Raw genomic sequence first — 26583 nt, 5'->3', positions numbered from 1 at the left:
TTACTCGCTGCTGTCAACACCTCTTTTTCAACTCCTTTCGCGCTTCGATGACCTGAAGCAACTCACTGCCGAAAACTGCGTAACTCTTTGTTTACCAAGGAGTTTTCCGTTTCGACTGCGCCGGAAGCGGGGCGAATTATAGACATCCTGAATCTGTCGTCAAGCACTGATTTTGATTTTCTATCAGAAAGTCGAATAGCTTCCTTATATAAGGAAGGGATCCGACCTGACAGCTTACGCGAGACATAAAAAAGCCCTGTCTGAGTGAACCCAGCAGGGCTTTTCGACTTCTGCAGCAACCTCGAGATCTGATCAACATCACCGAACAAGAAACGGGCCGGCAGAAGGAGAAGTCATGGTGTCCCAGGGCAGGTTCGAACTGCCAACCTTCCCCTTAGGAGGGGGATGCTCTATCCAATTGAGCTACTGAGACATTCGTCATCCGGAAAACTGCCAAGAGGCGTCATGCAGCGACGGCGTGCATGTTAACGGGCAACCCTACTTTTGTCATGTCGTCCGCATGCTTTTTAAGCGTAGGCAATGTTCCCCTCATTCGCCGATGGTCGCCGGTCGTGCAAATAACCCCCCCTCAAAAAGCCATCATTGCAAAATGCACGAACAAAACCATCCAGCCGAACCCTAATCCCCTGTATCTCAACGACTTATCCCATTTAGACTGTTGGCACGCTGGCTGCTTTAGTAACCTGCAAAGCATCGGAGATCATTCCCATGAACAACATCCTTCTTCTTTCGAACGTGATAGCACTGGCCCTTCTGCTGGGATTCACTTTCACACCCGAGAAGGATGAAGAGTCGATCGTCCAACGGATACCGCATTATCTTCAGCTGCAAAAAGCCCCTCAGCTAGCGGTCATGAATACCGATCCAGGCTTTGGAATTCAAAGCGGTAGTCAGGGGACCGCCGTGTTGCCCACTCATTCTTCAGATCGCTTGGTATTTTGAATCATTCAGGAGCATCAGTATGTCCAAGTCCGCCGCAGGATTTTTCGTCCTGGCCCTAATAAGCGGCATCTACCATTTTTCATCAGCACAAGAGACGTATCTCACCGTCCCACTGATTGCTTGCGGCGCTTTTTCCTCGCTGTTCATCTTGGCATTGATCGCCGGTCGTAAGATCAAGTTCGACCCGGTTTTTCGCTAACACACTCGCAGCAACGTCGAAAGGCGAGGACCACCAGAGTGATCTCGCCCAAAACGTTCCCGAGAATGAATCCAGAATCGCAAAATCAACCGCGCCAATTTTATGGCCACGGTATCTGATCAGCTCGACTTCCCTAGAGCCCCTCCCCGGCCAGCGGCTCGATAAGACTCTGCCATCCATCCTGAAACTGCCTACTTCACGAACCTTTGACTAGCGAATCGGCCATTTGCCACTACTCTCTAAAAGTAAGGTTTCGCAGAACCTCGCATAGTTAGCGACTTCCCGCGGCGCTTGGGAGATCGCTTTGCAAACAGGAGGATGCGGCAGCAGGACAGTCCTGGTCAAAGTTTCAAACCAGTCCGCATTTCTGATGATTGGTGCTGGCAGAACGCCTTTATCCAGTTCAATATTTGTCACAGAATTGACGCCAACGAACTGGCAATCTTGAGGCATGATGCGGGCCTCTATCAATTCAGGTTGAACATTTGGCCAGAGCGCTTGTCCTATCAGACATCCTGCGGCCAATCCCGAGAACCGCTCCCCTGAACTAACCGGTTAAATATATGCGCCCATTGAAACAGGCAATTTATTCCAGCCGTACGGCTGACAAGTTCGTCGTACGTCTGCCAGACGGAATGCGTGAACGCATTGCCGAAGTGGCTCGCAATCATCATCGCAGCATGAACTCCGAAATCATCGCGCGCCTTGAGCAAAGCCTTATTCAGGAAGGTGCGCTGGGCGAAGAACTCAGCATGCGCCTCGACAGCCCTGAGCTGTCACTGCACGAACGCGAACTGTTGCAACGTTTCCGTCAACTCTCCCATCGCCAGCAAAATGCGCTTGTTTCGCTGATCGCCCATGACGCCGAGATGGCCACAGACGCGTCCTGATTGAACTGATTTCCCAAGCCAGCGTAAAGCTGGCTTTTTTTTGTCAGAGTTTCAGTAGTAGGTGCATTGCCCCCCCCTCGCCCACTGTAATACCTGACTACCTTGGCGCCCTCATCATGCAAAGAGAGGCCGTCCTGGATTCAGAGTTCTGTCGACAAAAATGAGAAAAGCCCTGCAAGCGTAACTTGCAGGGCTTTTCGGTGAGACTGGCCATCTAATTAGACCCGCCGAATGACGGATCTTAAAAACGGTAAGTCAGAGCAAGAATATCGTCGCCAAGCCCAGAAATATGAAGAAGCCCCCACTGTCGGTCATGGCAGTGATCATGACACTCGCTCCCATTGCAGGATCACGTCCTAATCGAGCGAGTGTCATGGGAATCAACACCCCCATCAATGCGGCAAGCAGCAGGTTTAGTGTCATGGCAGCAGTCATGACCACCCCCAGGGACCAGCTCCCATATAGGAGGTAGGCCACGATGCCAATGACGCCCCCCCAAACCAAGCCATTGATCAGGCCGACCGCCAACTCCTTGCGCATCAATCGCGAGGTATTGCCTGTACTCACCTGATCCAGCGCCATCGCCCTGACAATCATAGTGATGGTCTGATTACCCGAGTTACCGCCAATACCGGCCACAATCGGCATCAATGCCGCGAGTGCTACCAGCTTTTCAATGGAACCTTCAAACAGACCAATCACTCGCGAGGCAATGAACGCAGTAACCAGGTTAACCGCCAGCCAGGCCCAACGGTTACGCAGGGACTTCCATACCGACGCGAAAATGTCTTCCTCTTCACGCAGACCCGCCATGTTGAGAACTTCGTTTTCGCTCTCCTCACGAATCAGATCGACCATTTCATCAATGGTCAGACGGCCGATCAACTTACCGTTCTTGTCGACCACGGGGGCCGAAATCAAATCGTAACGCTCAAATGCTTGAGCAGCATCGTAGGCATCTTCATCCGGATGAAAACTTACCGGATCGCTGGCCATGACTTCCGCGACCTGTTTGTCCGGATCGTTGACCAACAAACGCTTGATGGGCAAAACGCCCTTCAGCACGCCGTCGTAATCCACGACGAACAGTTTGTCCGTATGACCTGGCAACTCTTTGAGGCGACGCAGGTACCGCAAAACCACCTCAAGACTGACATCCTCACGGATTGTCACCATCTCGAAGTCCATCAGCGCACCGACTTGTTCCTCGTCGTAGGACAACGCGGAGCGAACGCGCTCACGCTGCTGACCATCCAGAGTTTCCATCAGCTCGTGAACGACGTCTCTCGGCAACTCGGACGCGAGGTCCGCCAATTCATCGGCGTCCATGTCCTTGGCTGCCGCCAACAGCTCGTGATCGTCCATGTCGGCGATCAGGGTTTCACGAACCGAGTCGGACACTTCAAGCAGGATGTCACCGTCGCGATCGGCCTTGACCAATTGCCAGAGCGTTAAACGATCGTCCAGCGGCAAAGCTTCAAGAATGTAGGCGACGTCGGCGGAGTGCAGGTCATCGAGCTTGCGTTGCAGCTCGACGAGGTTTTGACGGTGAACAAGGTTCTCGACCCGTTCGTGATGCGGACCTTCCTGGCGATGAGTCAGGTCTTCGACCACTCGCTGACGATGCAGCAGCTCAACGACTTGAGCGAGGCGGTCTTGCAGGCTTTCTTGCGTTTTCTTTACTTCTACTTCAGACATAGGCGAACTCCACTCCCAGCAGCGGGGCACGCCGGAAGCATCAATCAGTCAATTCATGATTGGAAAAATGGGGTACTGAGTAACTACTGGGTAAGTCCATGGAGGTTTTCCACAAGCCCCGGCGGGGCTGACGGGCGCAATGATACACCGCCCGAAGGTTTTAAACGTTAAAAAATCGCGGTTGAAACAAGCGCTTGCAGAACAAACCTGAGTGATGCCCTGATCCATTCAATCTGCGACGACTCATTCGGAAAAGAAAACACACCCTCGCCGGAAAATGTAGCGACTACCCTGCAATAGGACCGTCAAGGAGGACGATTGATGCTTTCGAATAGGCATTATTTTTTGTTGACCGCTCTACTCTGCCTTCCCCAGACAGCGCTTGCAGTGACCATTCACCGCTGCGAGGCGCCGGACGGAAGCATCACCTTCACCACATTGAGCTGTAACGTCGGCGAGGACTTCTCAACGCAGGAGGTGCGCACTTCCATGCCAAGTACCACGATGGCACTGCTGCCGGAAGTTGATGTCCGCGACAGGACAAGCACCACCGGGATGAGGAATCTGACGATCGTCGGCCAAGCCGAGGATAAATGTGGAAATCAGCTAAGCGCACGCGAGAGACGTGCAGCGATCATCAATCAGCGCATAGTCGCCGGCATGACCCAGCAGGAGGTGGAAAGCGCCTTGGGCAAACCGGACAAGATCACTATTCGTAATTCGGCTATTAGGTATCGCTACAACGACAAGCGTGGTCGCAGCGCGCAAATCGTGTTTGACGATAAAGGATGCACAAAAGGAAAAGCCAAATCCCAGACGGCAAAAAGCCCGCTTTAAAAGCGGGCTTTTTGTTGTTTGGTGCACTCGACAGGATTCGAACCTGTGACCGCTCGGTTCGTAGCCGAGTACTCTATCCAGCTGAGCTACGAGTGCATGTGTGTTTTTATACCAGATCACAACTGGTTGGAGCCAAGTCATTCGCATTACTGCAAACAACTCTTAAATGGTGCACTCGACAGGATTCGAACCTGTGACCGCTCGGTTCGTAGCCGAGTACTCTATCCAGCTGAGCTACGAGTGCATTTGTTGCCGCGCATTATAGGCCGTCTAATCTCTATGTCAAACACTTTTTCTAGTAATTTCAACAACTTACCGAAGAAGCCAGATTACAACGTACTACGCAAATAATGGCGGAGAACGGGGGATTCGAACCCCCGACACCCTTTTGAGGTGTACTCCCTTAGCAGGGGAGCGCCTTCGGCCACTCGGCCAGCTCTCCGCAACACGGGGCGTATCTTAACCAACCTTTTCCCCGTTTGCAAACATAAAAAGCGATAAAAATTAATGGCTTGGTTCTTCGTCCTTCTCTTTCTTTATACGCAGGTAAATTTCCTCACGGTGGACCGCAACCTCTTTCGGGGCGTTGACACCGATACGCACTTGATTTCCTTTGACGCCGAGCACGGTTACGGTGATTTCGCCATCACCGATAATCAGGCTTTCTGCGCACCGACGAGTCAGAATCAGCATACCTTTCTCCTCACGCATTACATTTCAGGGACAGCAGTCTGCAAAAAAAGAGGCACTCGACCTACAACCAAAATGGTCGAAGTCCTACATGCCTGAGTATTGACCAGCGCGAGCAAAAGAACAGCCTCGAGTCACGCCATTCAAGAAAACAAAAGGCGCGGTCAGACCGCGCCCTTTGGCAAACGCATCACTCGCCCTGACGGGCCGGCGCGTCCAGTTCGAAAGCCGTGTGCAGAGCGCGCACAGCCAGTTCCAGATACTTCTCTTCAATCACCACGGAGACTTTGATTTCCGAGGTCGAGATCATCTGAATGTTGATCGTTTCCTTGGCCAGTGCTTCGAACATCCGGCTGGCGACGCCTGCGTGAGAACGCATGCCAACACCGACGATCGACACCTTGGCGATCTTGGTGTCGCCGATGACTTCACGGGCACCCAACTCGCTAGCGGTTTTTTCCAGCACCGTCTGCGCCGCCTGGTAATCATTGCGGTGCACAGTGAAGGTGAAGTCAGTGGTGTTATCGTGCGCGACGTTCTGCACGATCATGTCGACTTCAATGTTCGCGCCACTGATCGGACCAAGAATCTTGAACGCAACGCCCGGGATGTCTGGCACGCCACGGATAGTCAGCTTGGCTTCATCGCGGTTGAAAGCGATACCGGAAATGATCGGCTGTTCCATGGTTTCCTCTTCATCAATAGTAATGAGGGTGCCCGGCCCCTCCTTGAAGCTGTGCAGTACGCGCAGCGGAACGTTGTACTTCCCGGCGAATTCCACCGCACGGATCTGCAACACCTTTGAACCGAGGCTGGCCATTTCCAGCATCTCTTCAAAGGTAATCTTGTCCAGGCGCTGAGCCACGGACACCACACGTGGATCTGTGGTGTAGACGCCGTCGACATCGGTGTAGATCTGGCATTCGTCCGCCTTCAAGGCCGCTGCCAGCGCCACGCCGGTGGTGTCGGAACCGCCACGACCGAGTGTGGTGATGTTGCCGTGCTCGTCGACGCCCTGGAAACCGGCGACAACCACCACACGCCCTGCTTTCAGATCACCACGAATCTTCTGGTCATCAATCTGCAAGATACGCGCTTTGTTGTGCGCACTGTCTGTCAGGATCCGCACTTGATTGCCGGTGTAGGACACCGCTGGCACGCCGCGCTTGATCAGCGCCATGGCCAACAGTGCAATCGTCACCTGCTCACCAGTCGAGACAATCACGTCCAGTTCACGAGGAACCGGCTGGCCGTCGCCACTGATTTTCTTGGCCAGATCGATCAGACGGTTGGTTTCGCCGCTCATTGCAGACAGCACAACCACCAGGTCGTCGCCGGCATCGCGGAATTTCTTAACCTTGTCGGCGACCTGCTCGATTCTCTCGACAGTGCCGACCGAGGTGCCTCCAAATTTCTGTACGATCAAAGCCATTTCAAAGCCGCCTCTGCCCATGAAGGGCGCCCAAAAAAATCACTCAAACAGCGTTCCGGTCCGCCACTAGACTGCGGACCGGAAACAGTTGCCTTATAAACCCTGCTCTACAAACGGAACAGTCAGGGCCAATGCCGCGTCCAGTGCGCAAGCGTCAGTACCACCGCCCTGCGCCATGTCTGGACGACCACCGCCCTTCCCGCCCACTGCCGCAGCGGCTTGCTTCATCAAATCACCGGCTTTGAGTTGGCCAGTCAGGTCTTTGGTTACGCCTGCAACCAGAACGACCTTATCCTCATGGACACTGCCGAGCAGGATCACTGCGCGGCCGAGTTTGTTCTTCAGCTGATCAACCAGCGCCAGCAACGCCTTGCCATCCTGACCATCCAGACGCACGGCCAGGACCTTCACACCCTTGACGTCCAGCGCAGAAGCCGACAGATCGTCGCCCGCCGCGCTGGCAGCCTTGGCCTGCAACTGCTCGAGTTGCTTCTCCAGCAGACGGTTGCGCTCCAGCACAGCCGAGAGCTTGTCGATCAGGTTGTCGCGACTGCCCTTGACCAGGTTGGCCGCTTCCTTGAGTTGTTCTTCCGCAGCGTTCAAGTAAGCCAGTGCCGCAGCACCGGTGACGGCTTCGATACGACGCACACCCGAAGCCACACCACCTTCGCTGATGATTTTCAGCAGGCCGATGTCACCGGTACGGTTGGCATGGATACCGCCGCAGAGCTCGACGGAGAAATCACCGCCCATGCTCAGTACGCGAACGTTGTCGCCGTATTTTTCGCCGAACAGCGCCATGGCGCCTTTTTGCTTGGCGGTTTCGATATCGGTTTCTTCGGTCGCAACTTCAGAGTTCTTGCGAATCTCGGCGTTGACGATGTCTTCCAGTGCTTTCAGTTGCTCAGGCTTGATAGCTTCGAAGTGGCTGAAGTCAAAACGCAGGCGCTGACTGTCGACCAAAGAGCCTTTCTGCTGAACGTGTTCGCCCAGCACCTTCCGCAGTGCTGCGTGCAGCAAGTGTGTCGCTGAGTGGTTCAGCGCGGTGGCGTGACGCACCTCGGCATCAACATGAGTGTCGACCGGTGCGCCAACGAGCAGGCTGCCCGAGGCCAAAACACCGTGATGCAGAAATGCACCGCCAGTCTTGGTCGTGTCGCGCACGTCGAAACGCGAAGCGCCCGCTTGCAGATAACCGCTATCGCCAATCTGGCCACCGGATTCAGCATAGAACGGGGTCTGATTGAGGACGATGACGGCCTCTTCGCCTTCACTCAATACGTCGACCGACTGACCATCTTTATAGATGGCAACAATTTTGGCCGAACCGCTGGTGGCTTTGTAACCGGTGAACTCGGTAGCCACGTCAACCTTGACCAGCGTGTTGTAGTCCAGACCGAAGGAACTCGCCGAACGGGCACGGACGCGCTGGGCTTCCATTTCACGTTCGAAGCCGACTTCGTCGACGGTGAGGTTACGTTCGCGGGCGATGTCCGCCGTCAGGTCCATCGGGAAACCGTAGGTGTCGTACAACTTGAACACCACATCGCCCGGCACGACGGTACCTTTGAGCTCCAGCAGATCCTGCTCGAGGATCTTCAGGCCGTGCTCAAGCGTCTTGGAGAACTGCTCTTCTTCAGCTTTAAGCACGCGTTCGATATTGGATTGTTGCTGCTTGAGTTCCGGGAACGCTTCACCCATCTCGGCAACCAGTGCCGCGACGATCTTGTAGAAGAAGCTACCGGTCGCGCCCAGCTTGTTACCGTGACGGCAGGCACGACGAATGATTCGGCGCAGCACATAGCCGCGACCTTCGTTGGACGGCAGCACACCGTCTGCAATCAGGAAACCGCACGAGCGGATGTGGTCGGAGACCACCTTGAGCGACGACTGGTCGTCATTGCTGCAACCGATGGCCTCGGCCGAAGCGCTCAGCAGATTCTTGAACAGGTCGATTTCGTAGTTGGAATGGACGTGCTGCATGACCGCACTGATCCGCTCCAGGCCCATGCCGGTGTCGACCGACGGCGCTGGCAACGGATGCAACACGCCATCGGCGGTGCGGTTGAATTGCATGAACACGTTGTTCCAGATTTCGATGTAGCGATCACCGTCTTCTTCCGGCGAACCTGGCGGGCCGCCCCAGATGTGGTCGCCGTGATCGTAGAAAATCTCGGTGCAAGGACCGCACGGGCCAGTATCGCCCATGGTCCAGAAGTTATCGGACGCATACGGCGCGCCCTTGTTGTCGCCGATACGGATCATGCGCTCAACCGGCACACCGATATGCTTCGTCCAGATGTCGTAAGCCTCATCGTCCGACGCATAGACGGTGACCCAGAGTTTTTCCTTGGGCAGCTTCAAGACATCGGTCAGGAAGGTCCAGGCGTACGTGATCGCGTCATGCTTGAAATAATCGCCGAAGCTGAAGTTACCCAGCATTTCAAAGAATGTGTGGTGACGAGCGGTATAGCCGACGTTTTCCAGATCACTGTTCTTGCCACCGGCACGCACGCACTTCTGGCTGCTTGTCGCACGGGTGTACGCGCGCTTTTCCTGGCCCAGGAAACAGTCCTTGAACTGGTTCATCCCCGCGTTAGTGAACAGCAGGGTTGGGTCGTTGCCCGGAATCAAAGAGCTTGAGGCTACACGGGTGTGGCCTTGCTCTTCGAAGAAGCGAAGGAAGGCTTCACGGATTTCTGCGCTTTTCATTAGGTTCTTCCACGGAGGCTGCGGCCAAAGGCCTGTGCGAAACGTCAACAGACGAAGCGACGGCAAAGGGCCGCATTATATCGGCGTTAGTGACTAGGTACAGTGTGTTTGTACGATACAAACAGTCAATTGGACGGCTAACACGGTCAGTTGCGAGAAAAGTCGGCAAATGTCGCGACGACCTGCTCGATTTGAGCACGACTGACGTCCATGTGAGTTACCATGCGCAGTCGCCCGGCAGCACTCAATTTGATCCCTCGCTCGGCGGCGAAGGCCTTGATCGCGTCGGCTTTTTCGCCCATTTGCACATAAACCATGTTGGTCTGAACGGGCTCGACTTCATAACCGGCGGCTTTCAGACCGTCAGCCAGGTGTTGTGCGTTGGTATGGTCGTCGGCCAGACGCTCCACGTTGTTTTCCAGCGCATACAATCCCGCCGCCGCCAATAGACCCGCCTGACGCATACCGCCCCCCACCATTTTGCGCAAACGCCGGGCCTTGGCAATGAGTTCCGTCGAGCCACACAGCACTGAACCGATGGGCGCGCCCAGCCCTTTGGACAGACACACGGACACTGAATCGAAGTGCTGGGTGATCTCCCGAGCATCCACCCCCAATTTGACCGCCGCGTTATAAAGACGCGCGCCGTCCAGATGCAACGCCAGACCATGCTCTCGGGTGAACGCTCGAGCCCGAGCCAGATACTCCAATGGCAGCACTTTGCCTTGCATGGAGTTTTCCAGTGCCAGCAAACGGGTGCGGGCAAAGTGGAAATCATCCGGCTTGATGGCGGCGGCCACGTGAGCCAGATCCAGCGAGCCATCGGCCTGCACCTCGATAGGCTGCGGCTGGATCGAACCCAGTACCGCCGCGCCGCCACCCTCGTACTTATAGGTGTGCGCCTGCTGGCCAACGATGTATTCGTCACCGCGCTCGCAATGGGCCATCAAGCCCAACAAGTTACTCATGGTGCCCGTTGGCACAAACAGCGCCGCAGCGAAACCCAACCGATCGGCAAGCTCGGCTTCCAGACGATTGACCGTCGGGTCTTCACCGTACACGTCATCACCCGTGGCCGCTTTGGCCATGGCGTTGAGCATACCGGCGGTGGGTTGGGTGACGGTGTCGCTGCGAAGATCGATAACGCTCATGAATCTGGCCTCGGTAAGCAGGGGAAATCCCTTTCATGTAGGAATTACTGCGGTCTTGGCGCCGAATAATCAACCCCGCGTCGAGGAAAAGTCTCGCCGACACAACTGAAAACTCGATCGCAATCATCAGATAGCAGCGATGCGCCAGTCAGAAATATGTGTTAAAAACGCTTCGCCGCCAGACAATCTGGCGGCAAAACGTTCTCAGGGCGGGGTGCAACTCCCCACCGGCGGTAATTGCGCGCAATGCGCATAGCCCGCGAGCGCTTGGCGGCAGGCACGGCAATAGCGGTGCATGACGACAAGGTCAGCAGACCCGGTGTGATCCCGGGGCCGACGGTCATAGTCCGGATGAAGAGAGAACGGGATTGGCGCCAAAGGGCCGTCCGCATGCCTTTGTGCGAGCGCGCGTACCCTTAAATCCCATTCGATTCATATGCCCTGTTTTTTACACAAACAGGAGTCAGAACATGCAACCCACCGCAATCGATAGCAAAAGCAAACACCATCACGGCGAGCGCGTAGCGTTCATCCAGGCCTGCTGGCACAAGGATATCGTCGATCAGAGCCGTAAAGGCTTTTTGGCGGAAATGATTGCCCAGGGTTATCAGGAATCCGACATCGACTTCTTCGAAGTCGGCGGCGCCTTTGAAATGCCTCTGCACGCCAAGTTGCTGGCCAAGACCGGTCGCTATGCCGGCATTGTCACGGCAGCCCTGGTAGTAGACGGCGGGATCTACCGTCACGAATTCGTTGCCCAATCGGTGGTCAGTGGCCTGATGCAGGTTCAACTGGAAACCGAAGTGCCCGTGTTCTCGGTCTCCCTGACCCCGCACCACTTCCATGCCGGCGAAGAACTGCATCACAAATTTTTCTTCGAGCATTTCGTGCATAAAGGCCAGGAAGCGGCGAAGACCTGTGCGGATACGCTGCACAAGATACGTGCATTGCGCCGTACTGAGCCGCGTGCGGTAGCGGTCTAAACACCGGACATAACTGTGGGAGCCAGCCTGCTGGCGATAGCGGTGTATCAGTCGACAATCAAGGTGACTGACACATTGCAATCGCTAGCAGGCTAGCTCCCACAGTGGTAATGCGCTGACGTCAGGCGAGGTTTTCGTCGGTCGTCGGCACGATCAGGATGCCGGCACGCAGTCCATTCTTGACCTTGGGATTCGGGAAGATAATCCGGGCGCCCTCCTCCTCGATGATCCAGCGCGTCTGGGCAATGTCTTCGGCCAGCAGGTACCCCACCTCCAACTCCGTAAAATTCTCGATGTCGGCCGGCAAGTTCAGGCGGAAGCTATCGCTGTGCTTGATGATTTCCCGTGCCACGCTGAACAACTGCAACCCCTCCAGCGAAGCTTCGCTGAGCGGCGGCTCATTACCCTCGATAATTTGCTGAAGACGGGTTTCCAACAAATCAACGTTGACCCCGTCGTTCTGCCCGAACGGTCGCGCCTTGCCCAATTCAAGCGTGAAAGACTCGGCGCCAAGCTTGTCATAGGTGTAGGAACTGAAAACGATGGAAGGCTTGTTCTGCAGCAGCACGGCTTCCATCCCGGCGGCACGCAAGCGCGCCAGCTCCAGGCGTGAATGCTGGCGACCTTCCTTCCAGGGGTACAAGGCAAACTGCTCGATTTTCGAGCCGCGAATCGCCGTGTGGAGATCGTAGTGCAGACGGCTGCGGTCCGGCAGGCTGAAGAAACTGGCCGCCAGCCGCTCCAGCTCACAGGCGCGCAGGGCCTCGGCGCCACTGCTTTGTTCGTGACGACCGTTGAACAGCCGATTGACGTCCTGCTCGATGAAGCGTTCGCCTTTGCGAATCGCATCCGGGTTGCCGAACAGGAACAGAATGCGTGCACGCGGCTTCAAATCGCCGCGGGCGATGTCATGCAACAGGCGGTCGAGCAACTCGATCGGCGCTGTTTCGTTGCCATGGATGCCGGCCGACAGCAGCACGTCCATGCCGTTGTCGCGGGCTTCAGGTGGCCGGACTTCCAGCGCACCTTCGCTCAACCAGCGCATCCGCACGCCTTCGACAGTCAGTTGAGTCTTCTCCGCCGGTTCACGGCCGGCGAGGGTCAGTTCAAGCAATTTGCCGAGGGCGAGCATAGAGCGTTTCCTTAGTGGTCGTGTGCGCAATCCGGGCCGTGCACGTGGTCTTCGTCACCGACTTCAGCCGGCTCCATTTCCAGTTGCAGACTTACCAGATTAGTCGCCAATGGGCGCAGCAGCAGGTTTGCGTATTCAGCGTCACCTTCTTCCACGTCCACGCCGATCAGCAGTTGGCCACGGCCATCGTGCTGAATCCACAGCTCTTTGCCTTGCCAAATGACCGCGACGCGGGTGCAGGAAGTTTCCAGTTGCGTGCCGTCGGTGTCTTCAAGGATCAGCTGCAGGGTATCGCTCATGTTTTTTTACGCTCTCGACGTTCAATTGATCTGGAAAGGATAAACCGCGCCCAGTTTAAGGATTTGCGTCAGTTCATCCAGTGCCGTCCGGCACTCAAGCAACAACTGCGGGTCCGCAAGATCGTTTTCGGTCATGCGGTCGCGGTAGTGCTTGTCGACCCATTCGGTCAGCGTGCCGTACAACGGTGCCGTCATGATAACGCCTGGGTTGACCGCCGCCAGTTCGGTTTCATTCAGCGCAACACGCAACCTCAGGCAAGCCGGGCCACCGCCGTTCTGCATGCTTTGCTTCAAGTCGAAAACCTTGACTTCACGGATCAGGCCACCGGAGCTGGTCAGGCCTTGCAGGTACTGCCAGACACGCTCGTTGCCACGGCATTCTTCCGGCACGATCAACAGCATCGAGCCATCCGGACGTGTCAGCAGCTGACTGTTGAACAAGTAGGACCGAACCGCATCCTCGACGGTTACGGCAGAACGCGGTACGCAGATCGACTGAAATTTGCCGCCGACTTTCGCGAGTTTGCCGTGCAATTCAGCCAGCATCTGCTCGGTGTCGAGGAACGCGTCCTCGTGATAAAACAGCACCTCGCCGTTACCCACCGCAATCACGTCGTTGTGAAACACGCCCTGATCGATCACCGAAGGATTTTGCTGGCCGTACACCACACCGTCATCGCTCAGGCCATGCAAACGCGCAACCGCCTGAGACGCTTCGAGGGTCTGGCGCGCGGGATATTTCTGCGGGGCCGGATAACGGGTGTCGAACGCACTGCGACCGAACACGAAAAACTCGACGCCCGCCTCACCGTACTCGCGGCAGAAGCGGGTGTGGTTGGCAGCCCCTTCGTCGCCGAACTGCGCAACCGCCGGCAACGCAGCATGATGTGCGAAGTGTTTCTGATCGGCGAACATCGCGCCCAGCACGCGACTGGTGGTCGGGTGCTCGATGCTGCGGTGATATTTGCAATTGAGGTTGGCAGCCGTGAAGTGCACACGCCCGTCTGCAGTGTCCGCACTTGGGCTGACCGTGGCGGCGTTGGCCACCCACATGCTCGACGCCGAGCAACTGGCGACCAGCAATGGCATCGCCTCTTTGGCAGCACGCTCGATCACTTGCGCGTCGGTACCGCTGAAACCCAACCGGCGCAACGCCGCCACATCAGGACGCTCTTGCGGTGCCAGAACGCCTTGCTGAAAGCCCATTTCCATCAGCGCTTTCATCTTCGCCAAGCCCTGCAGGGCGGCTTCCTTCGGATTCGAAGATTGCTGGCTGTTGCTCTGGGACGCGACGTTGCCGTAGGACAAACCGCCGTAGTTATGGGTCGGCCCCACTAGACCGTCAAAATTGACTTCATAGGATTTCATCAGCGAGGCTCCACGAGAATCTGTTGTATAGGCTTCAATAAAATGGCAATGCGATCTATGTAGCAGCTGCCGAAGGCTGCGTTCGGCTGCGCAGCTGCCGCAATCAGGTACTCGTGATTCTGATCCAAAAACACTGTGTACCGATTTACGACTGCTTCGCAGCCGAACGCAGCCTTCGGCAGCTGCTACATAAAGCCTTACGAGAGCGTCACGCCAGGCGTAAGGGTCGTCGGCATAGTCAGGCTCGACGTTTCCAGCGAGGCCACCGGGTACGCGCAGTAATCCGCCGCGTAGTAAGCGCTGGCGCGGTGGTTGCCCGAAGCGCCCACGCCACCAAACGGCGCGCTGCTCGCAGCACCCGTCAGCTGCTTGTTCCAGTTGACGATACCGGCACGGCTTTCCAGCCAGAACTGTTGGTAACGCGCTTCGGAATCCGACAACAAACCGGCCGCCAGCCCATAGTCGGTGTTGTTGGCTTCAACAATCGCCGCCTCGAAGTCAGCGTAGCGAATCACCTGCAACAACGGCCCGAACAGCTCTTCGTCAGGACGATCGGCCACCGCCGTCACGTCCAGAATGCCTGGGGTCAGCAATGCGGCCTGGGCCTGAGGCTGAGTCATCTCCAACAGCGCCACAGCGCCATTCGCCAACAGATGTTCCTGTGCATCGATCAGCGCTTTCGCTGCGCCAAGGGAAATGACGGAGCCCATGAACGGTGCAGGTTGCTGGTCAAACGCACCGACTTCGATGGTCGCGCTAACCGCCACCAGGCGTGCCAGCAGTGCATCACCCCAGGCACCCTGCGGCACCAGCAAGCGACGAGCGCAGGTGCAACGCTGACCGGCGGAAATGAATGCCGACTGGATGATGGTGTAAACGGCCGCATCAAGATCTGCCACCTCATCGACCACCAGCGGGTTGTTACCGCCCATCTCCAGCGCAAGAATCTTGTCCGGGCGACCGGCAAACTGCTGGTGCAGATGATTACCGGTACGGCTGGACCCGGTGAAGAACAACCCGTCGATGCCCGGGTTCGCCGCCAGGGCGATACCGGTTTCGCGAGCGCCCTGCAGCAGGTTCAACACGCCTGCGGGCAGACCCGCTTCGATCCAGCACTTCACCGTCAGTTCGGCGACTTTCGGGGTCAGCTCGCTTGGCTTGAACAGCACGCTGTTACCGGCCAGCAGCGCCGGCACGATGTGACCATTTGGCAAATGACCGGGGAAGTTGTAAGGCCCGAACACCGCGACCACACCGTGCGGCTTGTGGCGCAGCACGGCGGTGGCGTCGCCCAGCGGGCCGCTTTTCTCGCCGGTGCGCTCACGGTAGCTCTGCACCGAAATCGCAATCTTGTTGACCATGCTGGTGACTTCGGTCGCCGACTCCCACAGGGGTTTACCGGTTTCCTCGCCAATGCAACGGGCCAGTTCGTCAGCGTGGTTTTTCAAGGCCGCGGCAAAGGCTTCCAGCACCGTGATGCGCTCGTCGAGGGTACGACGGGCCCAGCCCGGGAACGCCTGTCGCGCAGCTTGCACAGCCGACTCAACCTGAGCAGCCGTGGCGCCCTCGCCCGCCCAGAGCACTTGCTGGGTCACCGGGTTCAACGATTGAAAGGCTTCGCCCTGACCGGCCAGCCACTCACCTGCGATGTATAGCGAATTCATTATTTCGACTCCCGAGCAGCAGACAACGGTACGGCGCGCACTTGGTCGCCAGCGTTGAGTTGAAGGCGTTTGGCGGTCATTGGATCGACGACCAATGTGCCGGCAGCGAAGCGTGCCGGTGCAGCCGTGATTCGACAGTCTTCGCGCTTGCGGTTGTGAATCAGGAACGGCGTGGCGTCATCACCGGGCGTGCCGATGGCCAGCACCAATGCCTGGCTGTCGCGCACCGCACGGATCTTGCCGGTTTCGCATTCCACCGCCGGGCCCGCGTCGAAAATATCGACGTAACCTTGATAGCTGAAACCTTCGCTCTTGAGCATGGACAGCGCCGGCTCGGTGTCCGGGTGAACCTGACCGATCACGTTGCGCGCATCAGGCGACAGGAAGCAGGTGTAGAGGGGGAATTTAGGCATCAGTTCGGCGATAAACGCCTTGTTGCCCACACCCGTCAGGTAATCGGCCTGGCTGAATTCCATCTTGAAGAAATGACGACCCAGGCTCTCCCAGAATGGCGAACGCCCGGCTTCGTCGGACACACCGCGCATCTCGGCGATGATCTTGTTGCCAAACAGTTGCGGGAACTCGGCAATGAACAGCATCCGCGCCTTGGCCAGCATGCGGCCGTTGAGGCCATTGCGGTAATCGGCGTGGAGGAACAACGAGCACAACTCGGAATTGCCGGTCAGGTCGTTGGCCAGAAACAGCGTCGGGATTTCGCGATAGATGTTCAGTTCTTGCGAAGCACTGACCGTCAGGCCAACCCGGAAGTTGTACCAGGGCTCACGCAGGCCAACGGCACCGGCGATGGCGGAAATGCCGACGACACGACCATTGTCATCTTCGAGGACAAACAGGTAGTCCGCATCGCCACGCCCGGCTTCGCCGCGAAAGGTCTTCTCGGCCCAGCCGACCCGATGGGCCAGACGTTCTTCATTGGCCGGCAAGGTAGTCAGGCCGGTGCCGGTGCTGCGGGCCAGGTCGATCAGAGCGGGTAAATCGCTGCTGCGTACGGGACGAACGATCATGCTATCTCCTCAAACGGGCCACTCACGCCACCCGCAAAACTTCGCTGCTTTCTAAGCATTCTTTCCAGGCAGTGCAGCGGTCGCTAAACCGCTACCAGGCGCACGCTGGCACCTTCACCGACACCCAGGGCTTCGGCTGTTTCAAGATTTAGAACCACGGGTTTGCCCGGCGCATAATCGAGCTCGAGCAGTACCGCGCGGTAATCTTGCAGCTGGGCGTTGGCCACCAGGTACTGACGACCGGCGCCTTTGACCGGCTCGCCGATTTTCACCGGTACGAGGCGGCTCTGGGCAATCGAACGAATCCCTGAAACCCGCGCATGCAGGGTCGGACCGCCGTCAAAAATATCGATGTAGTGATCGGTCTCGAAGCCTTCGCGCATCAGGATGTCGAACGTGATCTGCGCCCGTGGGTGGACCTGGCCCATCGCTTCTTGCGCGGAATCCGGCAGCAACGGTACATAGATCGGGTAGTGCGGCATCAGCTCGGCCAGGAACGTGCGACTTTTCAACCCGCACAGACGCTCGGCAGCGGCATAGTTGAGGTCGAAGAAGTTGCGGCCAATGGCATCCCAGAATGGCGAGTCACCGTTTTCATCGCTGTAACCGACGATCTCGGTCACCACGGAATCGGCAAAGCGTTCCGGATGGCTGGCCACGAACAACAGGCGGCCACGGGAGTTGAGCTCCGCCCAAGGCGAACCGACCAATTCGCGCTGCACATAGAAACTGGTCAGCAAGCTATTGCCGGTCAGGTCGTGGCACTGGGAAAGCACGTGGATCTTGTTGTGAATCTTCAGCTCGCGAGAAGCGTGTACGAAGGTTTCATTGCGGAAGCTGTAGAACGGTTCCGAATACCCCGCCGACGCCACGATCGCCGAGCAGCCGACCAGTTTCCCGGTCGCGATGTCTTCGAGGACGAAGAAATAGCTCTCTTCACCATTGAAGCTGACTTCAGCGGCAAACGACGCTTCGCTCGCGGCGATCTTGTCGCTCAGGCGTTCAACGTCATCCGGCAAGGAAGTGACACCAATCGGGCTGTCCGCAGCCAGACGCTGTACCTCGCCCAGATCAGCCATTTGCGCGGGGCGCATCACCAGCATGGTGTCACTCCTTTCTCTATCAATTTACAGAAGAAATAACCGGGCACTCACTGCATAAGCAGAGATCAATGTAGGAGTGAGCCTGCTCGCGATAGCGGTCTGTCAGGAGACAATAAGTCGACTGACATATCGCTATCGCGAGCAGGCTCACTCCTACATTTGATCGGGTCCGGCATTAAAATTTGGTTCGACGCCTGACTGGTCAGGCGTCGAAAGGTGTATCAGGCTTGCGTCAGCGTCGCTACGGCGCGCTCGAAACGATCCAGGCCGGCATCGATATCGGCGTCTTCAACCACCAGGCTTGGGGCAAAACGCACCACGTCCGGACCGGCTTGCAGGATCATCAGGCCTTCTTTTTCAGCCGCATTGAAGATGTCCTTGGCCTTGCCCTTCCAGGCATCGCTGAGCACGCAACCGATCAACAGGCCCAAACCACGAACCTGCGTGAACACGCCGTATTTCTCACCGATCTGCTCAAGGCGCGCCTTGAACTTGTCGTGCTTGGCGTTGACGCCGGCCAGCACTTCAGGGGTGTTGATCACATCGATCACGGCTTCCGCCACCGCGCACGCCAGCGGGTTGCCGCCGTAGGTGGTGCCGTGCGTGCCAACGACCAGATGCTTGGCCAATGCTTCAGTGGTCAACATCGCAGCGATCGGGAAACCACCGCCCAGGCTCTTCGCGCTGGTCAGGATGTCCGGAGTCACGCCGTAATGCTGGTAGGCGAACAGCTTGCCGCTGCGGCCCATACCGGTTTGCACTTCGTCGAACACCAGCAGCGCGTTGTGCTCGGTGCACAGTTCACGGGCACCTTGCAGATAAGCCAGCTCGGCCGGCAACACACCGCCCTCGCCCTGAATCGGCTCCAGCACCACCGCGCAGGTCTTGTCGGAAACGGCTGCTTTCAAAGCGGCCAGATCGTTGTAAGGCACGTGAGTGATACCGGTAATCTTCGGACCGAAACCATCGGAATACTTCGACTGACCACCGACGTTCACGGTGAACAGCGTGCGACCGTGAAAGCTGTTCAGGGCGGCGATGATTTCGTACTTCTCGCTACCGAAACGGTCGAACGCGACGCGACGGGCCAGCTTGAAAGCGGCCTCGTTGGCTTCGGCGCCGGAGTTGCAGAAGAACACGCGCTCGGCAAACGTGGCGTCGATGAGCTTATGGGCCAGGCGCAAGGCCGGCTCGTTGGTGAACACGTTGGACACGTGCCACAGCTTGTTCGCTTGCTCTGTCAGTGCACCGACCAGCGCTGGATGAGCGTGGCCCAATACGTTAACGGCGATCCCGCCAGCGAAGTCGATCAGCTCGCGGCCAGACTGGTCCCACACGCGGGAACCGGCGCCACGCACGGGAATGAATGCGGCAGGCGCGTAGTTGGGAACCATTACCTGGTCGAAATCGGCGCGTTCTACTGCAGCGTGCTCAACGGACATCGGAGTCTCCTGAAGAGGAACACCCGCCTGAAACTGGCGAGCGATGGGGGGATTGTAAGGAGAGTTTTCAGCTTGGCCTTGCCGCCAAGCGACAACTTCTTATAGCGCAAACCCCGGTTTACGCCGGGTTTACGGCAATGCGACAAATAGCGTCGCAAAGGCGCAGTTTAAACTGCTGGCGAGATTACAGGCAGGGTTGCCAGGATTTGATTTGTGCCGCTCGCGAACACCTTACGTATGTACCGCCCCCCTATCGCGTCATCCTGATTTGCTTGCGATTCTTTAAATGCTCAAGGATTGGCACGATGCAACTGTCTAAAGAATGGCCACCCACGGCTACAAGTGACACAACCGAATCGCAGCACCCCGATCACCACTATCAACCGCTAAAAGACGCCATCCCCGACTGGCTTGGCACCGCCTCACCGGCCCGGCGCCAGGCACTTAAAAATACTCAGCCCCAACGCCTCGGCTCACTCAACGGAGCATCGCCCCCCCCCCAGCACCAGCAATTGATGGCATTTAACGCCGCACACTGGACTGCACAAACTGAGGTCGACCAAACGCTCGCGCATCTGCAAGACGCTGATGGTTTCGCCGAACCGTTACTCAAAGCCGCCTTGAAACGCCGCTTCGGCCTTGAGGTGGACGTCAAATCCACCTTCCTGCGCCTGTATGTACCCGCGACGACCCCATTGTTTCCAGTCAAGACCGGCGCCCGCGCCTGGACCGTTTCGCTGCTGGACGCGGCGCTACATAATTTCGAAGAGAAGGAAACCCGGGACACTGCCTACGAAACCGATTAGACCTACATCACCCAGCCCTCGGCGAGCGGTCAGTTCGATACCCTGCCCTTTATCAAGGCCAGAATGAGCATCCCCGCGTTTACCAGCCTGTGCCGAGAACTGGACATCGGCCGCCAGTACACCCGCCACCTCGAAGACAACCTCGGGTTTTCCAACCCGCCCGCCGCCTCGACGCTGCGACTTCAGGTCGATGCCAACAAAATCCTCAACGACGCCAGGGCCATCGCCGTCCCCACGGCAAAAGTCGATCAGAAAACCCGCTGGGCGTTTTGGGATTCGCTGATCGACCTGGCCTCGTCAATCCTTCAGACCGCCACGTTCATCATCGCGCCATTCGTACCCGTGCTGGGTGAAGCGATGATGGCGTACATGGCCTACCAGTTGCTCGACGAAGCCTTCGAAGGAATCGTCGAGTGGGCACAAGACCGAACCAAAGAGGCGTTCGAGCACTTCATGGGCACCGTCGAATCGTTGGTCCAGTTGGGGGCGTTTGCCGTCGGTGGGACCATCGGCGCCACCGAGTTGCGCAAGGTGTTGCCCAAGGAGGTTGTCGCCTTCATCGACCGTTTCAAACCGGTGACGATGACCAAGGGACAAACCCGCTACTGGGAACCGGACCTCGCCCGCTACGAACAAAAAGACATTCCAGGTGCAGATTCCAAAGCCAATGAACGGGCATTGGTGCGGTCACCGGGATGCCGCGCCCCGCCGATATCGCACCTGATGTTGATATGGAAAGCTGAACGAAGGACTTGAGCAAACAGGCCGTGGAAGTGACTCCATGGCCTTCTCCATTTGAGACTAACCGCGTTCTGAAGGCACCGACGACAATTCAAACGGGCTACTGCTGCGCCGCTGGTTGCGATCTTCCCGCGGCGTGGCGCCGAAGAAGTTGCGGTAGGCGCTGGAGAAATGCGGCCCCGAGGAGAAGCCACACGACAGGCCGATCTGGATGATCGACTTGCTGGTTTGCATCAACATCTGCCGGGCCTTGTTCAGGCGCAGTTCCAGGTAGTACTGGCTCGGCACACGGTTGAGGTATTGCTTGAAGATTCGCTCCAGTTGCCGACGGGACACGCACACGTGTTGAGCGATTTCGTCGGTGGTCAGTGGCTCTTCAATATTCGCTTCCATCAGCAACACCGCCTGGGTGAGCTTTGGATGGCTCGAACCCAAGCGGTTCTGCAGTGGAATGCGCTGGCGTTCTCCGCCTTCGCGAATACGTTCGACCACCAATTCTTCCGATACTGCACCCGCCAGTTCAGCACCATGATCACGGGCCAATACCGCCAGCAACAAATCGAGCACCGAGAGACCGCCGCAAGCCGTCAGGCGATCGCGATCCCAGTCGAACAGATGGCTGGTGGCGATGACTTTCGGGAAGCGCTCGGCGAAATCATCCTGCCAGCGCCAGTGCACGGCGGCGCGATAACCGTCGAGCAAACCGAGTTGCGCCAACGGATAAACCCCGGCGGACAAACCACCGATCACACAACCGGCTCGCACCAGTTGTTTCAGCGCACTGCTGAGCGCCGGCGCGAGCGTGGTCGGCGGCTCGTCGGCGAGCAGAAACAGTTTCTGGAAGTTTTCAAGCTTGCCGGCCCAGGGTTCGCCAGGCAATTGCCAGGCGCCTTCGGCAGGCGGTTCGGCCTGCAGGAACGACAGTTCGTAGACAACGTCCGGATGCACACGCTGGGCAACACGCAAGGCCTCCTCAGCCAGCGCAAGCGTCAGTGCTTTAGTGCTGGGCCAAATCAGGAAACCAATTCGATGGGCAGTCATGGCGGGCAATCCGAAACGAGGAACGTGATGAAGGCATGGGCCAATGCTAGCCCGTAAATGAACGCATATCTCAAAACCGATGGAGATCTAACTGTGGGAGCTGGCTTGCGCCCCCCCACTGTAGGAGCTGTCGAGTGAAACGAGGCTGCGATCTTTTGATCCTGATTGTTCAAATCGAAAGATCGCAGCCTCGTTTCACTCGACAGCTCCTACACGGTGCGCAACGGAGTCCGGATTACTTGAGGCTGCCCGAGAGGAATTGCTGCAGACGCTCGGACTGTGGATTGACCAGCACTTCGCGCGGGTCACCGCTTTCTTCGACGATGCCTTTATGCAGGAACACCAACTGGTTGGACACCTCACGGGCGAAGCCCATTTCGTGCGTCACCACCACCATGGTCCGGCCTTCCAGCGCCAGGGCCTGCATCACCTTCAACACGTCACCGACCAGTTCCGGGTCGAGTGCCGAAGTCGGTTCGTCGAACAGCATCACTTCCGGCTCCATCGCCAACGCACGGGCAATCGCCACACGCTGTTGTTCGCCACCGGACATGTGGCCCGGATAAGCGTCCTTGCGATGCGCCACGCCCACCTTGTTCAGGTAGTGCTCGGCCTTCTCGCGGGCTTCGGCCTTGGACATGCCCAGTACGTGGACCGGCGCTTCCATGATGTTTTCCATCGCGGTCATGTGCGACCACAGATTGAAATGCTGGAACACCATCGACAGGCGCGAACGCATGCGCTGCAACTGTTTCGGATCGGCCGCTTTCATCGCGCCGTCCTTGTTCGCCACCAGTTTCAGCTCTTCGTTGTTGAGCAGAATCCGGCCCGCGTGCGGCTGCTCGAGCAGGTTGATGCAGCGCAGGAAAGTACTTTTGCCGGAGCCACTGGAGCCGATGATGCTGATCACATCGCCAGCCGCCGCTTTCAGGGACACGCCCTTGAGCACTTCGTGACTGCCATAGCGTTTATGCAGGTCTTGGACTTCAAGTTTGTACATGCGGTCGGTTCTCACAAAAACAGTCAGTCAGTCGTTGAGCAAGCGCCCGTGACGCAGCGCTTCGCGCCCCGCCACCTTGGCCAGCCAGAAACCGGGTTGGGCATAACGCAGCCGTTCAATGGCAAACAGCACCCCGGACGTACCAGCACACACCGTGCTGACCCGATCCGATAACGGATCGATCACTTCGAAAATTTCATCACCGGCATCGACCCACTCGCCGGGCCGGCGCAAAAAGCTGATCACCCCAGGGTGCGGCGCGAACAACAATTCGGTGCCTTCGAACGGCATGCCTTCGCACGCCTCCTGAGCAGGCGCTGGCCACTCACCGCTGATCAAACCCTGCTCGGCGAGGAACGCCAGAATGCCTTCAGCATAAGCCTCAGCGTCCGCGCGACCGGTGTCGGCCTGACCACCCAGTTCAATGGTAGTCGCCAGACAGGCCAGTGGAATCTGCGCATCCGGGAACAATCGCGAGAGGCGCAACCAGGGCAGCGAGCAGGCTTCGTCAAACGAACTGCCGCCGGAATCTTCCGCCAACAGCCCCACCTTCACACCCAGGTGCGCGGCCAGCGAGCGCCATTGCGGCCAATGCTGCGGCAGGGCATACATGTGCAGCGCCGCTTCGGCATCGCAATGCAAATCCAGCACGACATCGGCCGTGCAGGCATGGCTGAGCAAGACACGCTGCATGCCTTGCATCTGACTCGCTGCCGGCGGCAAGGCGGCCAGCGCATCGCTCATGGCCTGACGAATCAATTGAACATTGGCGTGCGGATCATCCCCCAGACGCCCCGCCAGCTCAGCGGCCACGGGCGCACTCAGTTCGACGAAATCGCGGTTGAAGTTCTTGCCGCTGCCCGCCTCGAAACGGCCCTGATGATTGCCTTGAAGCAACTGACCCAACCCCAGTGGATTGGCCACCGGCACCAGTTCGATCACCCCGTTCAGCAAGCCTTGGGCTTCGAGTTCGGCGAGGCGCTTTTTCAGCTCCCAGGCGGTGCGCATGCCCGGCAGTTCATCGGCATGCAAGCTGGCCTGGATGTAGGCCTTGCGTTCTCCTGTTCCGAAACGGAATACCGAAATCTGGCGTTCGCTGCCCAGGTGGCTCCAGGGTAATGAATGATCGATGCGTTCCATATCAGTGCTTCCGCGGGGCCATGTAGCCCAGCCAGCGGCGCTCGGCCATTTTAAACAGGCGCACCAGAATGAACGTCAGGCACAGGTAGAAAACACCGGCAGTAATGTAAGCCTCGAACGGCAGGTAGTACTGAGCGTTCACAGTGCGCGCGGCACCGGTGATGTCGATGAGGGTCACGATGGACGCCAGACTGGTGGTCTGCAGCATCATGATCACTTCGTTGCTGTATTGCGGTAGCGCCCGGCGCAGGGCCGACGGCAGCAGGATGCGCTTGTAAAGCTTGTAGCGCGACATACCCATCGCCTTGGCGGCTTCAATCTCGCCGTTCGGCGTGGCCCGCAGGCTGCCGGCAATGATTTCGGCGGTGTAAGCGCTGGTGTTGATCGCAAACGCCAGGCACGCACAGAATGTCGCGCTGGACAGCCACGGCCACAGGAAGCTTTCACGCACCGCTTCGAACTGCGCCAGCCCGTAGTAGATCAGGAACAGCTGCACCAGCATCGGCGTGCCGCGGATCACGTAGGTATAGAGCCACGCCGTCATGTTGACGGCCGCGTTCTTGGAGACGCGCATCAAGCCCAGCGGCAACGCGCACAGCAGGCCGAAAAACAGCGACAGCCCGAGCAGTTTGAGGGTGGTCACCAGGCCGCCGAGGTACAGCGGCAAGGCCTCCCAAATGACGTTGTAGTCGAAGATCATAGATCAGCCGCCCTTACGCCTACCGAGTAGCGCTTCTCAAGGTGACGCAATGCCAGCAACGAGACACTGGTGATGACCAGGTACATCGCCGCCACTGCGAGGAAGAAGGTGAAAGGCTCGCGAGTGGCATCTGCCGCCTGCTTGGCCTTGAACATCATGTCTTGCAGACCCACCACCGAAATCAGCGCGGTGGCCTTGGTCAGTACCAGCCAGTTGTTGGTGAAACCCGGAATCGCCAGACGAATCATCTGCGGGACCAACACCCGGAAGAACACTTGAAAACTGCTCATGCCGTACGCCATACCGGCTTCCGCCTGACCTTTGGGGATCGCCATGAACGCGCCGCGGAAGGTTTCCGACAGGTACGCACCGAAGATGAAGCCCAGGGTGCCGATACCGGCGGCCAACGGGTTCAGGTCGATGTAGTCGTCATAGCCGAGCATCGGCGCCACGCGGTTGAGCAGGTCCTGACCACCGTAGAAAATCAGCAGGATCAGCACCAGGTCAGGAATACCGCGGATTACCGTGGAATACAGGTCGCCCAGCCAGGCCAGCCAGCGCACCGGAGACAGACGCAACGCAACGCCGATCAGACCCAGAACGATGGCCAGGGCCATGGACGACAAGGCGAGCTGAAGCGTCAGCCATGCGCCATCGAGGATGACAGCCCCGTAGCCTTTCAACATGATTCAGGTCCTCGAAAGTTGGGATGAAAAAATGGCGCAAACCTCAGAGATCCTGTTGCTTGCGCCATTTCGGACTTGCCGCCTGGACGTGTTACTTGCCGTAGATGTCGAAGGCGAAGTATTTGTCCTGGATTTGCTTGTACTTGCCGTTCTCGCGAATGGCCGTGATCGCAGTGTTGATCTTGTCTTTCAGCGCGTCACCCTTGCGTACAGCGATGCCGACGCCGTCGCCGAAGTATTTGACGTCGGTGAAGGCCGGGCCGACAAACGCGAAACCTTTGCCAGCGTCGGTTTTCAGGAAACCGTCGTCCAGCAAGGTGGCGTCAGCCACGGTGCCGTCGAGGCGACCGGCAGCCACGTCGAGGTAGATTTCGTTCTGCGAACCGTACGGCTTGATTTCAGCACCCAGCGGGGCCAGGACTTCACGGGCGAAACGTTCGTGGATCGAACCACGTTGCACGCCGATGTTCTTGCCCTTGAGCTCGGTCAGGCCTTCGCTGACCTGAGTGCCGGCCTTCATGACCAGGCGAGCCGGAGTGTTGTAGTACTTGTTGGTGAAGTCCACAGACTTCTTGCGATCTTCAGTGATCGACATGGACGACAGGATCGCGTCGATCTTGCGTACCTTCAAGGCCGGGATCAGACCGTCGAACTCTTGCTCGACCCACACACATTTGACCTGCATCTGCTCGCAAAGAGCGTTGCCGATGTCGTAGTCGAAACCAACGATGCTGCCGTCCGGTGCTTTGGAAGCAAACGGAGGGTAAGCCGCTTCGATACCAATTTTCAGAGGCTTTTCATCGGCGAAGGTTGGCAGGGACAGCACGGACAGTGCCAGGGCGCCAAGCAGCACGAGTTTCTTCATCTTGGGACTCCATCGG

25 protein-coding genes, 4 tRNA genes and 1 riboswitch are annotated in these 26583 nt (G+C 57.7%); of the genes, 7 read left to right on the top strand and 22 right to left on the bottom strand.

Translation table 11 applies throughout. The features are described from left to right. Positions 1–356: 356 nt before the first annotated feature. Positions 357–433, bottom strand: a tRNA-Arg gene (locus GBC55_RS17100). Between the two features lie 296 nt (positions 434–729). On the opposite strand from GBC55_RS17100, the gene GBC55_RS17095 reads away from it, so the two are divergent. The 3 genes from GBC55_RS17095 (at position 730) to GBC55_RS17085 (ending at position 2052) form a co-directional block, all read left to right on the top strand. After that, the gene (locus tag GBC55_RS17095) at positions 730–963 is read left to right on the top strand and encodes a hypothetical protein (protein WP_162438714.1); all 234 of its coding nucleotides are present in this window, start codon (positions 730–732) and stop codon (positions 961–963) included. Between the two features lie 19 nt (positions 964–982). Beyond that, positions 983–1162 (top strand): PA3371 family protein, encoded by a 180-nt coding sequence (locus GBC55_RS17090; protein WP_162438713.1) that lies wholly within the window; start codon positions 983–985, stop codon positions 1160–1162. 563 nt (positions 1163–1725) lie between these two features. Beyond that, on the top strand, positions 1726–2052 hold the full coding sequence (locus GBC55_RS17085) for an Arc family DNA-binding protein (RefSeq protein ID WP_008154293.1): 327 nt from the start codon (positions 1726–1728) through the stop codon (positions 2050–2052). A 255-nt stretch (positions 2053–2307) separates the two neighbouring features. On the opposite strand, the gene mgtE is transcribed toward GBC55_RS17085, so the two are convergent. Next, the gene (gene mgtE / locus GBC55_RS17080; RefSeq protein WP_162438712.1) at positions 2308–3750 is read right to left on the bottom strand and encodes a magnesium transporter; all 1443 of its coding nucleotides are present in this window, start codon (positions 3748–3750) and stop codon (positions 2308–2310) included. A gap of 321 nt (positions 3751–4071) precedes the next feature. On the opposite strand from mgtE, the gene GBC55_RS17075 reads away from it, so the two are divergent. Beyond that, positions 4072–4587, top strand: coding sequence for a cell envelope protein SmpA (locus tag GBC55_RS17075; protein ID WP_162438715.1), 516 nt, complete (start codon positions 4072–4074; stop codon positions 4585–4587). Positions 4588–4606: 19 nt separating this feature from the next. On the opposite strand, the gene GBC55_RS17070 is transcribed toward GBC55_RS17075, so the two are convergent. From GBC55_RS17070 to ltaE, 7 genes are all read right to left on the bottom strand, one after another. Next, a tRNA-Arg gene (locus GBC55_RS17070) sits at positions 4607–4683 on the bottom strand. Between the two features lie 71 nt (positions 4684–4754). Continuing rightward, positions 4755–4831, bottom strand: a tRNA-Arg gene (locus tag GBC55_RS17065). Between the two features lie 107 nt (positions 4832–4938). Then, positions 4939–5029: transfer RNA gene (locus tag GBC55_RS17060), tRNA-Ser, on the bottom strand. 62 nt (positions 5030–5091) lie between these two features. Further along, entirely contained in the window at positions 5092–5280 is a 189-nt protein-coding gene (csrA, locus tag GBC55_RS17055; protein ID WP_002554426.1) for a carbon storage regulator CsrA, read from the bottom strand. A 187-nt stretch (positions 5281–5467) separates the two neighbouring features. Further along, entirely contained in the window at positions 5468–6709 is a 1242-nt protein-coding gene (locus tag GBC55_RS17050; protein WP_162438711.1) for an aspartate kinase, read from the bottom strand. A gap of 93 nt (positions 6710–6802) precedes the next feature. Next, the gene (alaS, locus tag GBC55_RS17045) at positions 6803–9421 is read right to left on the bottom strand and encodes an alanine--tRNA ligase (RefSeq protein ID WP_162438710.1); all 2619 of its coding nucleotides are present in this window, start codon (positions 9419–9421) and stop codon (positions 6803–6805) included. Between the two features lie 146 nt (positions 9422–9567). After that, the gene (gene ltaE / locus GBC55_RS17040; protein WP_162438709.1) at positions 9568–10572 is read right to left on the bottom strand and encodes a low-specificity L-threonine aldolase; all 1005 of its coding nucleotides are present in this window, start codon (positions 10570–10572) and stop codon (positions 9568–9570) included. Positions 10573–10768: 196 nt separating this feature from the next. After that, a riboswitch (FMN riboswitch) is annotated at positions 10769–10940 on the top strand. A gap of 102 nt (positions 10941–11042) precedes the next feature. Between ltaE and GBC55_RS17035 the strand changes: the two genes are divergently transcribed. After that, on the top strand, positions 11043–11555 hold the full coding sequence (locus GBC55_RS17035) for a 6,7-dimethyl-8-ribityllumazine synthase (protein ID WP_162438708.1): 513 nt from the start codon (positions 11043–11045) through the stop codon (positions 11553–11555). Between the two features lie 121 nt (positions 11556–11676). Here the strand turns inward: GBC55_RS17035 and astE are convergent, their stop codons facing one another. The 7 genes from astE to GBC55_RS17000 all read right to left on the bottom strand — a co-directional run bounded on the left by astE (position 11677) and on the right by GBC55_RS17000 (position 19588). Next, positions 11677–12687, bottom strand: a complete 1011-nt coding sequence (gene astE, locus GBC55_RS17030; RefSeq protein WP_162438707.1) for a succinylglutamate desuccinylase — start codon at positions 12685–12687, stop codon at positions 11677–11679. 11 nt (positions 12688–12698) lie between these two features. Then, positions 12699–12986, bottom strand: a complete 288-nt coding sequence (locus GBC55_RS17025; RefSeq protein ID WP_008033108.1) for a hypothetical protein — start codon at positions 12984–12986, stop codon at positions 12699–12701. A gap of 21 nt (positions 12987–13007) precedes the next feature. Then, positions 13008–14354, bottom strand: coding sequence for an N-succinylarginine dihydrolase (gene astB / locus GBC55_RS17020; protein ID WP_162438706.1), 1347 nt, complete (start codon positions 14352–14354; stop codon positions 13008–13010). A gap of 197 nt (positions 14355–14551) precedes the next feature. Further along, the gene (gene astD / locus GBC55_RS17015) at positions 14552–16021 is read right to left on the bottom strand and encodes a succinylglutamate-semialdehyde dehydrogenase (RefSeq protein WP_178114313.1); all 1470 of its coding nucleotides are present in this window, start codon (positions 16019–16021) and stop codon (positions 14552–14554) included. Continuing rightward, positions 16018–17043 (bottom strand): arginine N-succinyltransferase, encoded by a 1026-nt coding sequence (astA, locus tag GBC55_RS17010; protein ID WP_162438704.1) that lies wholly within the window; start codon positions 17041–17043, stop codon positions 16018–16020. The genes astD and astA overlap by 4 nt, the downstream gene beginning before the upstream one ends. 83 nt (positions 17044–17126) lie before the next feature. After that, positions 17127–18146 (bottom strand): arginine/ornithine succinyltransferase subunit alpha, encoded by a 1020-nt coding sequence (gene aruF, locus GBC55_RS17005; protein ID WP_162438703.1) that lies wholly within the window; start codon positions 18144–18146, stop codon positions 17127–17129. Between the two features lie 221 nt (positions 18147–18367). Further along, complete coding sequence (locus tag GBC55_RS17000) at positions 18368–19588, bottom strand: aspartate aminotransferase family protein (protein WP_162438702.1); 1221 nt, start codon at positions 19586–19588, stop codon at positions 18368–18370. 305 nt (positions 19589–19893) lie between these two features. On the opposite strand from GBC55_RS17000, the gene GBC55_RS16995 reads away from it, so the two are divergent. Together GBC55_RS16995 and GBC55_RS16990 are read left to right on the top strand one after the other, a co-directional pair. Beyond that, positions 19894–20394, top strand: coding sequence for a DUF6543 domain-containing protein (locus GBC55_RS16995; protein ID WP_162438701.1), 501 nt, complete (start codon positions 19894–19896; stop codon positions 20392–20394). Between the two features lie 63 nt (positions 20395–20457). Further along, complete coding sequence (locus GBC55_RS16990) at positions 20458–21150, top strand: DUF6543 domain-containing protein (protein ID WP_162438700.1); 693 nt, start codon at positions 20458–20460, stop codon at positions 21148–21150. A gap of 45 nt (positions 21151–21195) precedes the next feature. On the opposite strand, the gene argR is transcribed toward GBC55_RS16990, so the two are convergent. From argR to GBC55_RS16960, 6 genes are all read right to left on the bottom strand, one after another. Further along, positions 21196–22176 (bottom strand): transcriptional regulator ArgR, encoded by a 981-nt coding sequence (gene argR, locus GBC55_RS16985; protein ID WP_162438699.1) that lies wholly within the window; start codon positions 22174–22176, stop codon positions 21196–21198. Positions 22177–22411: 235 nt separating this feature from the next. Further along, the gene (locus tag GBC55_RS16980) at positions 22412–23176 is read right to left on the bottom strand and encodes an ATP-binding cassette domain-containing protein (protein ID WP_162438698.1); all 765 of its coding nucleotides are present in this window, start codon (positions 23174–23176) and stop codon (positions 22412–22414) included. A 27-nt stretch (positions 23177–23203) separates the two neighbouring features. Continuing rightward, positions 23204–24316 carry a M14 family metallopeptidase gene (locus GBC55_RS16975; protein WP_162438697.1) on the bottom strand — a complete coding sequence of 371 codons (1113 nt, stop codon included), beginning with the start codon at positions 24314–24316 and terminating at the stop codon, positions 23204–23206. 1 nt (position 24317) lies between these two features. Continuing rightward, positions 24318–25016, bottom strand: a complete 699-nt coding sequence (locus GBC55_RS16970) for an ABC transporter permease (protein WP_162438696.1) — start codon at positions 25014–25016, stop codon at positions 24318–24320. Next, positions 25013–25702, bottom strand: coding sequence for an ABC transporter permease (locus GBC55_RS16965; RefSeq protein ID WP_007951063.1), 690 nt, complete (start codon positions 25700–25702; stop codon positions 25013–25015). Before GBC55_RS16965 ends, GBC55_RS16970 begins: the two co-directional genes overlap by 4 nt. Positions 25703–25793: 91 nt before the next feature. After that, positions 25794–26567 (bottom strand): ABC transporter substrate-binding protein, encoded by a 774-nt coding sequence (locus GBC55_RS16960; RefSeq protein ID WP_162438695.1) that lies wholly within the window; start codon positions 26565–26567, stop codon positions 25794–25796. Positions 26568–26583: the final 16 nt, after the last annotated feature.

The organism is Pseudomonas sp. TNT3, from assembly GCF_010095445.2.
Taxonomy (GTDB): Bacteria; Pseudomonadota; Gammaproteobacteria; order Pseudomonadales; family Pseudomonadaceae; genus Aquipseudomonas.
The sequence above is the reverse complement of the archived record's forward strand: the minus strand, read 5'-3'. Positions and strand labels throughout refer to the sequence as shown.